Origin of the sequence: Escherichia sp. SCLE84 (assembly GCF_012584495.1) — a bacterium.
Classification (GTDB): Bacteria; Pseudomonadota; Gammaproteobacteria; order Enterobacterales; family Enterobacteriaceae; genus ECMA0423.
Map to the genome: position 1 here is coordinate 3,411,968 of NZ_CP051430.1, position 11,246 is coordinate 3,423,213.

An 11,246-nucleotide genomic window follows, 5' to 3' on the forward strand; every position below is an offset into this window, starting at 1 on the left:
TTTGGAAGTAACAAACCATCAACATTTTCTGCCCTTTTTCCCATCACCAGGCCATACTGATATTTTTCCTCGCACAAAGGACTCGGCATGAAACTCGTCGGTAGCTACACCAGCCCGTTTGTACGCAAACTTTCTATTCTGTTGTTAGAAAAGGGCATAACTTTCGAATTTATTAATGAACTGCCCTATAACGCGGACAACGGCGTGGCGCAATTTAACCCGTTAGGAAAAGTGCCGGTGCTGGTGACCGAAGAGGGCGAATGTTGGTTTGATTCGCCGATCATCGCTGAATATATTGAATTAATGAATGTCGCTCCGGCGATGTTGCCGCGCGATCCGCTGGAGTCGTTGCGGGTGCGCAAAATTGAGGCACTGGCGGATGGCATTATGGATGCCGGGCTGGTATCGGTGCGTGAACAGGCGCGTCCAGCGGCGCAGCAGTCTGAAGATGAATTGTTACGCCAGCGGGAGAAAATCAACCGCAGTCTGGATGTGCTGGAAGGATATCTGGTCGATGGCACACTCAAAACCGATACGGTCAATCTGGCGACTATCGCCATTGCCTGTGCCGTCGGATATCTCAATTTCCGCCGCGTTGCGCCAGGCTGGTGTGTCGATCGCCCACACTTAGTCAAACTGGTCGAAAACCTGTTTAGCCGCGAAAGTTTTGCTCGCACCGAACCGCCAAAGGCTTGATGCGCGATATGTCCTCCTGACCCATCTCACGTTACAATCCGTGGTTATGTTAAACGCCCTTCTCCGTGTGAGAGGGCCTTGATCAGCCAGGTTTCCTATGACAACCGAAACGCGTTCCCTCTATAGTCAACTTCCGGCTATTGATCGCTTATTGCGCGATAGCTCCTTCCTTTCTTTGCGTGATACTTATGGTCACACCCGCGTGGTGGAATTGTTGCGTCAGATGCTCGACGAAGCGCGAGAAGTGATTCGTGGCAGCCAGACGCTGCCTGCGTGGTGTGAAAACTGGGCGCAAGAAGTCGATGCCCGGTTGACGAAAGAAGCGCAGAGCGCGCTGCGTCCGGTGATCAACCTGACGGGAACCGTGCTGCATACCAACCTTGGGCGAGCTTTACAGGCGGAAGCCGCGGTGGAAGCCGTTGCGCAGGCTATGCGTTCGCCAGTGACCCTCGAGTACGATCTGGACGACGCTGGACGCGGACATCGCGATCGTGCGCTGGCGCAGTTGCTGTGCCGCATTACGGGGGCGGAAGATGCCTGTATCGTTAATAACAATGCGGCGGCGGTGTTATTGATGTTGGCGGCCACTGCCAGCGGGAAAGAGGTGGTGGTTTCTCGCGGCGAACTGGTGGAGATTGGCGGCGCGTTTCGTATTCCCGATGTTATGCGTCAGGCAGGCTGCACCCTACACGAAGTAGGGACCACCAACCGCACGCACGCGAATGATTATCGTCAGGCGGTGAATGAAAATACCGCACTGTTGATGAAAGTACATACCAGTAACTACAGCATTCAGGGGTTCACCAAAGCGATAGATGAAGCGGAACTGGTGGCGCTCGGCAAAGAGCTGGATGTTCCCGTAGTGACTGATTTAGGCAGTGGCTCGCTGGTCGATCTTAGCCAGTACGGTTTGCCGAAAGAGCCAATGCCGCAGGAGTTGATTGCGGCGGGCGTCAGTCTGGTGAGTTTCTCCGGCGACAAGTTGTTAGGCGGGCCGCAGGCAGGAATTATTGTTGGTAAAAAAGAGATGATCGCCCGCCTGCAAAGCCACCCGCTGAAGCGTGCATTACGCGCGGATAAAATGACCCTCGCGGCGCTGGAAGCCACGTTGCGTCTTTATTTACACCCTGAAGCTCTGAGTGAAAAATTACCGACCCTGCGCCTGCTTACCCGCAGCGCAGAGGTCATTCTAATCCAGGCACAACGTTTACAGGCCCCCCTTGCCGCACATTACGGCGCGGAGTTTGCGGTACAGGTTATGCCATGTCTTTCGCAGATTGGCAGTGGTTCGCTGCCGGTTGATCGCCTGCCGAGCGCGGCATTAACGTTTACACCCCATGATGGACGCGGTAGCCACCTTGAGTCATTAGCCGCCCGCTGGCGTGAATTGCCAGTGCCGGTGATTGGTCGTATTTATGACGGACGATTGTGGCTGGATTTACGCTGCCTTGAAGATGAGCAACGGTTTTTGGAGATGTTGTTGAAATGATTATTGCGACTGCCGGACACGTTGACCACGGCAAAACAACCTTATTGCAGGCGATTACTGGCGTAAATGCTGACCGTCTGCCGGAAGAAAAAAAGCGCGGCATGACCATCGATCTCGGCTATGCCTACTGGCCGCAGCCGGATGGTCGCGTGCCTGGTTTTATCGACGTACCCGGTCATGAAAAGTTTCTTTCCAACATGCTGGCGGGCGTTGGTGGTATCGATCACGCGCTGTTGGTGGTGGCGTGCGATGACGGCGTGATGGCACAGACCCGTGAGCATCTGGCGATTTTGCAGCTGACCGGTAACCCGATGCTGACAGTGGCGCTGACCAAAGCCGATCGCGTGGACGAAGCGCGTGTTAATGAGGTTGAACGCCAGGTAAAGGAGGTGCTGCGGGAATACGGTTTTGCTGAGGCAAAACTGTTTATCACCGCAGCAACCGAAGGTCGGGGAATTGATGCCCTGCGCGAGCATCTGCTTCAGTTGCCGGAACGCGAGCACGCCAGCCAACATAGTTTCCGCCTCGCTATTGACCGCGCATTTACCGTAAAAGGTGCCGGGCTGGTCGTCACCGGTACGGCGTTAAGCGGGGAAGTGAAGGTAGGCGATTCACTCTGGCTGACTGGTGTAAATAAACCGATGCGTGTACGTGCGCTGCATGCGCAAAACCAGCCAACAGAAACCGCCAATGCCGGGCAGCGTATCGCGCTTAACATCGCGGGTGATGCGGAAAAAGAGCAGATTAACCGTGGCGACTGGCTGCTTGCCGATGTGCCGCCAGAGCCGTTCACACGGGTGATTGTCGAGCTTCAAACCCATACACCGCTGACCCAGTGGCAGCCGCTGCATATTCACCACGCCGCCAGCCACGTTACGGGACGCGTTTCGCTGCTGGAAGATAACCTTGCCGAGCTGGTGTTCGACACGCCGCTGTGGCTGGCGGATAACGATCGCTTAGTGCTGCGCGATATCTCGGCCCGCAACACGCTGGCGGGGGCGCGTGTGGTGATGCTTAACCCGCCGCGTCGCGGTAAACGTAAGCCGGAATATCTGCAATGGCTGGCGTCTCTTGCACGGGCGCAGAGCGATGCCGATGCGTTATCTGTTCATCTGGAACGCGGCGCGGTTAACCTTGCGGATTTCGCCTGGGCGCGCCAGCTCAACGGCGAAGGGATGCGCGAATTGCTGCAACAGCCTGGCTATATTCAGGCTGGTTATAGCTTGTTGAATGCGCCGGTTGCCGCTCGCTGGCAACGGAAAATTCTCGACACATTAGCGACTTATCATGAGCAACATCGCGATGAACCTGGGCCTGGGCGCGAACGTCTGCGACGTATGGCGTTGCCAATGGAAGATGAAGCGCTAGTACTGTTGCTGATTGAAAAGATGCGCGAAAGCGGCGACATCCTCAGTCATCACGGTTGGCTGCATCTGCCGGATCACAAAGCGGGCTTCAGCGAAGAGCAGCAGGCCATCTGGCAAAAAGCAGAGCCGCTGTTTGGTGACGAGCCGTGGTGGGTGCGTGATCTGGCAAAAGAGACGGGTACCGACGAGCAGGCAATGCGCCTGACGCTACGCCAGGCGGCGCAGCAAGGAATAATTACCGCGATCGTCAAAGATCGTTATTACCGTAACGATCGGATTGTCGAATTTGCCAATATGATCCGCGATCTCGATCAGGAGTGTGGTTCAACCTGCGCGGCGGATTTCCGCGATCGCTTAGGCGTAGGCCGAAAGCTGGCAATTCAGATTCTGGAATATTTTGACCGCATTGGCTTTACGCGTCGTCGTGGAAATGATCATTTATTGCGCGACGCATTATTATTTCCGGAAAAATAAGGAAATGATTAATTAATTTTTAAAATAAATTAATACAAATTTCTTATGATTTTAAAAAAAGCACATTGTTTAATGAATACAATGTGCTTTTTATTAGATTAATTTTGATAATCAATAATAATGATCATGTTTTCGAATGAAAATCCTCAGTAAGCTGCCCACCCTTTTTTACACTTTCAGGAGTGTGTTATGGCATCTTCAACTTTCTTTATTCCTTCTGTGAATGTCATCGGCGCTGATTCATTGACTGATGCAATGAATATGATGGCAGATTATGGATTTACCCGTACCTTAATTGTCACTGACAGTATGTTAACGAAATTAGGTATGGCGGGCGATGTGCAAAAAGCACTGGAAGAACGCAATATTTTTAGCGTTATTTATGATGGCACCCAACCTAACCCCACCACGGAAAACGTCGCCGCAGGTTTGAAATTACTTAAAGAGAATAATTGCGATAGCGTGATCTCCTTAGGCGGTGGTTCTCCACACGACTGCGCAAAAGGTATTGCGCTGGTGGCAGCCAATGGCGGCGATATTCGCGATTACGAAGGCGTTGACCGCTCTGCAAAACCGCAGCTGCCGATGATCGCCATCAATACCACGGCGGGTACGGCCTCTGAAATGACCCGTTTCTGCATCATCACTGACGAAGCGCGTCATATCAAAATGGCGATTGTTGATAAACATGTCACTCCGCTGCTTTCTGTCAATGACTCCTCTCTGATGATTGGTATGCCGAAGTCACTGACCGCCGCAACGGGTATGGATGCCTTAACGCACGCTATCGAAGCGTATGTTTCTATTGCCGCCACGCCGATCACTGACGCTTGTGCACTGAAAGCCGTGACCATGATTGCCGAAAACCTGCCGTTAGCCGTTGAAGATGGCAGTAATGCGAAAGCGCGTGAAGCAATGGCTTATGCCCAGTTCCTCGCCGGTATGGCGTTCAATAATGCTTCTCTGGGTTATGTTCATGCGATGGCGCACCAGCTGGGCGGTTTCTACAACCTGCCACACGGTGTATGTAACGCCGTTTTGCTGCCGCATGTTCAGGTATTCAACAGCAAAGTCGCCGCCGCACGTCTGCGTGACTGTGCCGCTGCAATGGGCGTGAACGTGACAGGTAAAAACGATGCGGAAGGTGCTGAAGCCTGCATTAACGCCATCCGTGAACTGGCGAAGAAAGTGGATATCCCGGCAGGCCTACGCGACCTGAACGTGAAAGAAGAAGATTTCGCGGTTCTGGCGACTAATGCCCTGAAAGATGCCTGTGGTTTTACTAACCCGATCCAGGCAACTCACGAAGAAATTGTGGCGATTTATCGCGCAGCGATGTAATCATCATTTCCACAACGGCTGGCAAATTGTCAGCCGCTTTTTCAACTATCTCTGTAACCCTTGCCCGTAAATTCGTGATAGCTGTCGTAAAGCTGTTACCGACTGGCGAAGATTTCGCCAGTCACGTCTACCCTTGTTATACCTCACACCGCAAGGAGACGATCATGACCAATAATCCCCCTTCAGCACAGATTAAGCCCGGCGAGTATGGTTTCCCCCTCAAGTTAAAAGCCCGCTATGACAACTTTATTGGCGGCGAATGGGTAGCCCCTGCCGACGGCGAGTATTACCAGAATCTGACGCCGGTGACCGGGCAGCTGCTGTGCGAAGTGGCGTCTTCGGGCAAACGAGACATCGATCTGGCGCTGGATGCTGCGCACAAAGTGAAAGATAAATGGGCGCACACCTCGGTGCAGGATCGCGCGGCGATTCTGTTTAAGATTGCCGATCGAATGGAACAAAACCTCGAGCTGTTAGCGACAGCTGAAACCTGGGATAACGGCAAACCCATTCGCGAAACCAGTGCTGCGGATGTACCGCTGGCGATTGACCATTTCCGCTATTTCGCCTCGTGTATTCGGGCGCAGGAAGGTGGGATCAGTGAAGTTGATAGCGAAACCGTGGCCTATCATTTCCATGAACCGTTAGGCGTGGTGGGGCAGATTATCCCGTGGAACTTCCCGCTGCTGATGGCGAGCTGGAAAATGGCTCCCGCGCTGGCGGCGGGCAACTGTGTGGTGCTGAAACCCGCACGTCTTACCCCGCTTTCTGTACTGCTGCTAATGGAAATCGTCGGTGATTTACTGCCGCCGGGCGTGGTGAACGTGGTCAACGGCGCAGGTGGGGAAATTGGCGAATATCTGGCGACCTCGAAACGCATCGCCAAAGTGGCGTTTACCGGCTCAACGGAAGTGGGCCAACAAATTATGCAATACGCCACGCAAAACATTATTCCGGTGACGCTGGAGCTGGGCGGCAAATCGCCAAATATCTTCTTTGCTGATGTGATGGATGAAGAAGATGCCTTTTTCGATAAAGCGCTGGAAGGCTTTGCACTGTTTGCCTTTAACCAGGGTGAAGTTTGCACCTGTCCGAGTCGTGCCTTAGTGCAGGAGTCAATCTACGAACGCTTTATGGAACGCGCCATCCGCCGTGTCGAAAGCATTCGCAGCGGTAACCCACTCGACAGCGTGACGCAAATGGGCGCGCAGGTTTCTCACGGGCAACTGGAAACCATCCTCAACTACATTGATATCGGTAAAAAAGAGGGCGCAGACGTGCTCACCGGCGGGCGGCGCAAGCTGCTGGAAGGTGAACTGAAAGACGGCTACTACCTCGAACCGACGATTCTGTTTGGTCAGAACAATATGCGGGTGTTCCAGGAGGAGATTTTTGGCCCGGTGCTGGCGGTGACCACCTTCAAAACGATGGAAGAAGCGCTGGAGCTGGCGAACGATACGCAATATGGCCTGGGCGCAGGCGTCTGGAGTCGTAACGGTAATCTGGCCTATAAGATGGGGCGCGGCATTCAGGCCGGGCGCGTGTGGACCAACTGCTATCACGCTTACCCGGCACATGCTGCGTTTGGTGGCTACAAACAATCAGGTATCGGTCGCGAAACCCACAAGATGATGCTGGAGCATTACCAGCAAACCAAGTGCCTGCTGGTGAGCTACTCGGATAAACCGTTGGGGCTGTTCTGATATAAGAAGCTGGTCGCATTGGGTATTCATTGCCTGATGCGACGCTTACGCGTCTTATCATGCCTACGGGAACCTGACCGTAGGCCGGATAAGGCGTACACGCCGCATCCGGCATAAACAAAGCGCACGTTGTTACAATTTACGTTTTAAACCTACGTGCGCAATAACCCAGACTACGCCAACAGAAGTGCGTTTCTGGGGCGTGTTTTGTCAGGAGTTTAATCTCGCGTTTCGATGGTGAGCGGGCGAATCAGGCCGTAAATCACCATTGGTGATCCGAGGCCAATCAGCAATAAACGGTAGATAATTGAAGGTTTAATACGCTTAATCTGTACTGTGGATGTTTTACTGGAGTTATTCATTAGTTTGGCCAATAGTTCCATTATTTCAATATGATAAGTCTCGACCTGTTGAAAAGCCAGGTAGCACACTTCAGAAAGTATATAAAAAACAATATGTCGTTATATAAATAAGGAAATTGCACTGCATCATGGCATTTCATAATATGCGTTAATTGTTCTTTTTTATATTCTCTGAGGGAAATATGTTCCTGGACTATTTTGCACTGGGAGTGCTTATTTTTGTATTTCTGGTGATCTTCTATGGGATTATTATTTTACATGATATTCCCTACCTGATTGCTAAAAAACGTAATCATCCTCATGCCGACGCCATTCATGTTGCTGGTTGGGTGAGTCTTTTTACGTTACATGTTATCTGGCCATTTTTGTGGATTTGGGCCACGCTTTACCGCCCGGAGCGGGGATGGGGAATGCAAAACCATGACTCCTCCGTTGTGCAGCTACAACAGCGTATTGCCGGGCTGGAGAAACAGCTCGCCGACATCAAATCCTCTTCTGCCGAGTAATACTTATGGATTTACTGATTATTTTGACCTATGTGGCTTTCGCATGGGCAATGTTTAAGATCTTCAAAATTCCTGTAAATAAATGGACCATTCCCACAGCGGCCCTGGGTGGCATATTTATTGTCAGTGGTTTAATTCTGTTAATGAACTATAACCATCCGTATACCTTCAAAGCGCAAAAAGCGGTTATTTCTATTCCTGTTGTCCCACAGGTGACAGGCGTGGTGATCGAAGTGACGGATAAGAAAAATACGCTGATTAAAAAAGGTGAGGTGCTATTTCGACTGGACCCGACGCGTTATCAGGCGCGGGTGGATCGGCTGATGGCGGATATCGTTACCGCAGAACATAAACAGCGGGCGTTGGGCGCAGAGTTAGATGAGATGGCGGCGAATACTCAGCAGGCAAAGGCCACGCGGGATAAATTCGCTAAAGAGTATCAGCGTTACGCACGCGGCAGCCAGGCGAAAGTAAACCCGTTTTCAGAACGCGATATTGATGTGGCGCGGCAAAATTATCTGGCGCAGGAAGCCTCCGTAAAGTCATCGGCGGCGGAACAAAAACAGATCCAGAGCCAGCTGGATAGCCTGGTGTTGGGTGAACATTCTCAAATCGCCAGCCTGAAAGCGCAGCTCGCGGAAGCAAAATATAACCTTGAGCAGACGATAGTGCGTGCGCCGAGCGATGGTTATGTGACCCAGGTGCTGATTCGTCCGGGTACCTATGCCGCGTCGCTGCCGCTACGTCCGGTGATGGTGTTTATACCCGATCAGAAACGACAAATTGTGGCGCAGTTCCGTCAGAACTCCTTGCTGCGACTGGCCCCTGGCGATGATGCGGAAGTGGTATTTAACGCTCTGCCAGGTAAGGTATTCAGCGGCAAGCTGGCAGCCATTAGTCCAGCTGTTCCCGGCGGAGCTTATCAGTCGACCGGCACCTTACAGACGTTAAACACAGCGCCGGGTTCAGATGGCGTTATCGCGACCATTGAACTGGATGAGCACACTGATTTGAGCGCTTTACCAGACGGTATTTACGCCCAGGTGGCGGTCTACTCTGATCATTTCAGCCATGTCTCGGTGATGCGCAAAGTGCTGTTACGCATGACCAGTTGGGTGCATTACCTTTATCTCGATCATTAATCTTCGCTTTCCGCCGCTTGTTCAGGCCGCAGTTGCTGCGACTGAGCAAGCTGGTGGCGAATTTCACGCAGCATTTCATCCAGCACATACTGGACCCGCCAGGGCTGGTATTCCCGTTTACGGAAGATAGCCACCAGATCCAGCCACCATTCATACGGGTGCTGAAAGCAGGGCACCAGCGTGCCGTCTTGCAGGTCGCTCTGCACACTTTTGTCTGGCGCAAACACAATCCCCAGGTGATTTCGTGCCAGCTCCAGCGCCGATTGCGTGTTATCGCAAACGTAATTTCCCTTCACGCGATAATCCCGCACCTCTTTACTCCCGGCGACGTTGAAGCGCCAGATATTCGCGTCGTCAATCATCATCGAGTCGATCAAAATACAGGAGTGATGTTCGAGTTCGTCAGGACGGCTAATAGGATGTTTCTCAAGATAGCGCTGGCTGGCATAAGCGGTTACGGCATATTGGGTAATAAAACTGGCAACCAGCGATTCATCTTTTGGTGGAGCGTAGCTGATTAAAACATCACAATCATCAGGAAATTCGACGCCTTCATAAAAGGCATTACGCTCAAGATTGCAGGTTTTTAGCGATAAGGTGATATCACCGATATCTTTAATTTTATCGATTACATGTTTGGATAAATAGGTAATTATGCCGGTTGGGGCGTAGATAGTGACCCGACCACGTTTCTCATGCTTATAATCTGCAATAAAATTATTAAGTTGCTCGTTTCTATCCAGCATGTCGTTGATGTACGGTAACAGCGCGGTGCCAAAAGGTGTGAGCATCAGCTGCCGGGTGGTTCGGTCAAAGACTTTTAAACCCACTTTTGATTCAAAATCAGCAAGATATTTGCTGACGTTGGCCTGTGCGATGCCAAGTACAGTCGCGGCATGGCTGATATTTTCACTGGCAGCGATTACCGAGATAATTTTTAACTCCCGGTACTTAAGTTGTAATTTTGTCATCGCAACAGCCCAATTATATATAATTTTATATATTACTATATAAATATGAATCTTGCACCGGAGAAATTGTAAGCATTACTATGCCGACTCTTTTTTATCTTATTTTAAAATGGAATACCGGACATGTTAATTAACCGCAATATTGTGGCGTTATTTGCGTTGCCTTTTATGGCAAGCGCAACTGCTTCTGAATTATCCATTGGTGCCGGTGCGGCTTATAATGAATCGCCTTATCGCGGTTATAATGAAAATACAAAGGCAATTCCCCTGATTAGTTATGAAGGTGATTCTTTTTATGTTCGTCAGACCACGTTAGGTTTTATTCTGTCGCAAAGTGAAAAAAATGAACTTAGCCTGACCGCATCCTGGATGCCGCTGGAATTTGACCCTGCCGATAATGACGATCATGCCATGCAACAACTTGATAAGCGTGATAGTACGGCTATGGCGGGGGTTGCCTGGTATCACCACGAGCGTTGGGGAACCGTGAAAGCCTCTGCAGCTGCGGACGTTCTGGATAACAGCAACGGCTGGGTGGGGGAGCTATCGGTTTTCCACAAAATGCAGATAGGTCGCCTGTCGCTGACACCTGCGCTGGGCGTTCTCTATTATGACGAGAATTTCAGTGACTATTACTATGGCATTTCAGAGAGTGAGTCCCGTCGTAGCGGTCTGGCAAGTTATTCCGCGCAGGATGCCTGGGTGCCCTATGTCAGCCTGACGGCAAAATACCCGATAGGAGAGCACGTAGTATTGATGGCGAGCGCCGGATACAGCGAGCTGCCGGAAGAGATTACCGACAGCCCGATGATTGATCGTAATGAGAGTTTTACCTTTGTCACCGGCGTGAGCTGGCGTTTTTAATTCACCGGTGGATGTCGGTGCGGCTGGTGCTCCGTCGTAATGCCACAAAGGTTGTTGCTCTGGATTGCTCTGTTCATACCGGGAACCTGGCGTCTGAATCAGGATCTTATGGCTGAACAATCCCTTGCCTTCAAATGTCGTAAATGGCGCATCGGCGGGCAGCAACAGGTTATGCAGTGACTCGACGTTGTCGGCCTGCTCCATGCAATACGGTTTAATGAGGTTGGCTATTTCCGGCAGATTTTTCGCAAGCACACCGGTTTAACGCCAGCAGCGTGGAAGCGGCGTTACAGCAAGGAACATATCAATTCGTAGTGCCGGGGCGATGAAG

10 protein-coding genes and 2 pseudogenes are annotated in these 11,246 nt (G+C 51.4%); 9 read left to right on the forward strand and 3 right to left on the reverse strand.

What is annotated here, in order from left to right; genetic code table 11:
• The first annotated feature begins 87 nt into the window (after window positions 1–87).
• The 5 genes from HGD79_RS16555 (at window position 88) to aldB (ending at window position 7,070) form a co-directional block, all read left to right on the forward strand.
• On the forward strand, window positions 88–696 hold the full coding sequence (locus tag HGD79_RS16555; RefSeq protein WP_000779792.1) for a glutathione S-transferase: 609 nt from the start codon (window positions 88–90) through the stop codon (window positions 694–696).
• 97 nt (window positions 697–793) lie between these two features.
• Window positions 794–2,185: an L-seryl-tRNA(Sec) selenium transferase gene (gene selA / locus HGD79_RS16560; RefSeq protein ID WP_168848450.1), complete on the forward strand. Its 1,392-nt coding sequence runs from the start codon at window positions 794–796 to the stop codon at window positions 2,183–2,185.
• Window positions 2,182–4,026, forward strand: a complete 1,845-nt coding sequence (gene selB / locus HGD79_RS16565; RefSeq protein ID WP_000582482.1) for a selenocysteine-specific translation elongation factor — start codon at window positions 2,182–2,184, stop codon at window positions 4,024–4,026. The genes selA and selB overlap by 4 nt, the downstream gene beginning before the upstream one ends.
• 189 nt (window positions 4,027–4,215) lie before the next feature.
• Window positions 4,216–5,367, forward strand: coding sequence for an L-threonine dehydrogenase (gene yiaY, locus HGD79_RS16570; RefSeq protein WP_000168712.1), 1,152 nt, complete (start codon window positions 4,216–4,218; stop codon window positions 5,365–5,367).
• A gap of 164 nt (window positions 5,368–5,531) precedes the next feature.
• Window positions 5,532–7,070, forward strand: a complete 1,539-nt coding sequence (aldB, locus tag HGD79_RS16575; RefSeq protein WP_000183978.1) for an aldehyde dehydrogenase AldB — start codon at window positions 5,532–5,534, stop codon at window positions 7,068–7,070.
• Between the two features lie 218 nt (window positions 7,071–7,288).
• Here aldB and HGD79_RS16580 read toward each other — a convergent pair whose 3' ends face one another.
• A complete protein-coding gene (locus HGD79_RS16580; protein ID WP_001298731.1) occupies window positions 7,289–7,444 on the reverse strand; it encodes a hypothetical protein in 156 nt (51 codons plus the stop codon).
• A gap of 170 nt (window positions 7,445–7,614) precedes the next feature.
• Here HGD79_RS16580 and HGD79_RS16585 point away from each other — a divergent pair, with 170 nt between their 5' ends.
• Together HGD79_RS16585 and HGD79_RS16590 are read left to right on the forward strand one after the other, a co-directional pair.
• Window positions 7,615–7,938: a DUF3302 domain-containing protein gene (locus HGD79_RS16585; RefSeq protein ID WP_000478193.1), complete on the forward strand. Its 324-nt coding sequence runs from the start codon at window positions 7,615–7,617 to the stop codon at window positions 7,936–7,938.
• A gap of 5 nt (window positions 7,939–7,943) precedes the next feature.
• Window positions 7,944–9,080 (forward strand): HlyD family secretion protein, encoded by a 1,137-nt coding sequence (locus HGD79_RS16590; protein ID WP_000364884.1) that lies wholly within the window; start codon window positions 7,944–7,946, stop codon window positions 9,078–9,080.
• Here HGD79_RS16590 and HGD79_RS16595 read toward each other — a convergent pair.
• Window positions 9,077–10,051, reverse strand: coding sequence for a LysR family transcriptional regulator (locus HGD79_RS16595; RefSeq protein WP_000164033.1), 975 nt, complete (start codon window positions 10,049–10,051; stop codon window positions 9,077–9,079). The two genes, HGD79_RS16590 and HGD79_RS16595, sit on opposite strands and share 4 nt — an antisense overlap.
• 123 nt (window positions 10,052–10,174) lie before the next feature.
• Between HGD79_RS16595 and HGD79_RS16600 the strand changes: the two genes are divergently transcribed.
• Entirely contained in the window at window positions 10,175–10,915 is a 741-nt protein-coding gene (locus HGD79_RS16600; RefSeq protein ID WP_000906799.1) for a MipA/OmpV family protein, read from the forward strand.
• Here the strand turns inward: HGD79_RS16600 and HGD79_RS26695 are convergent.
• A pseudogene (locus tag HGD79_RS26695) lies at window positions 10,862–11,125 on the reverse strand (hypothetical protein); the annotation flags it as partial. The gene HGD79_RS16600 and the pseudogene HGD79_RS26695 overlap by 54 nt on opposite strands.
• A gap of 3 nt (window positions 11,126–11,128) precedes the next feature.
• Here HGD79_RS26695 and HGD79_RS26380 point away from each other — a divergent pair.
• A pseudogene (locus HGD79_RS26380) lies at window positions 11,129–11,230 on the forward strand (AraC family transcriptional regulator); the annotation flags it as partial.
• Between the last annotated feature and the right edge of the window lie 16 nt (window positions 11,231–11,246).

Coding starts and splice junctions, on each gene's coding strand:
- selA (WP_168848450.1), top strand. CDS start 794: ATGACAACCGAAACGCGTTCCCTCTATAGTCAACTTCCGGCTATTGAT.
- selB (WP_000582482.1), top strand. CDS start 2,182: ATGATTATTGCGACTGCCGGACACGTTGACCACGGCAAAACAACCTTA.
- HGD79_RS16555 (WP_000779792.1), top strand. CDS start 88: ATGAAACTCGTCGGTAGCTACACCAGCCCGTTTGTACGCAAACTTTCT.
- yiaY (WP_000168712.1), top strand. CDS start 4,216: ATGGCATCTTCAACTTTCTTTATTCCTTCTGTGAATGTCATCGGCGCT.
- HGD79_RS16595 (WP_000164033.1), bottom strand. CDS start 10,051: ATGACAAAATTACAACTTAAGTACCGGGAGTTAAAAATTATCTCGGTA.
- HGD79_RS16590 (WP_000364884.1), top strand. CDS start 7,944: ATGGATTTACTGATTATTTTGACCTATGTGGCTTTCGCATGGGCAATG.
- aldB (WP_000183978.1), top strand. CDS start 5,532: ATGACCAATAATCCCCCTTCAGCACAGATTAAGCCCGGCGAGTATGGT.
- HGD79_RS16600 (WP_000906799.1), top strand. CDS start 10,175: ATGTTAATTAACCGCAATATTGTGGCGTTATTTGCGTTGCCTTTTATG.
- HGD79_RS16585 (WP_000478193.1), top strand. CDS start 7,615: ATGTTCCTGGACTATTTTGCACTGGGAGTGCTTATTTTTGTATTTCTG.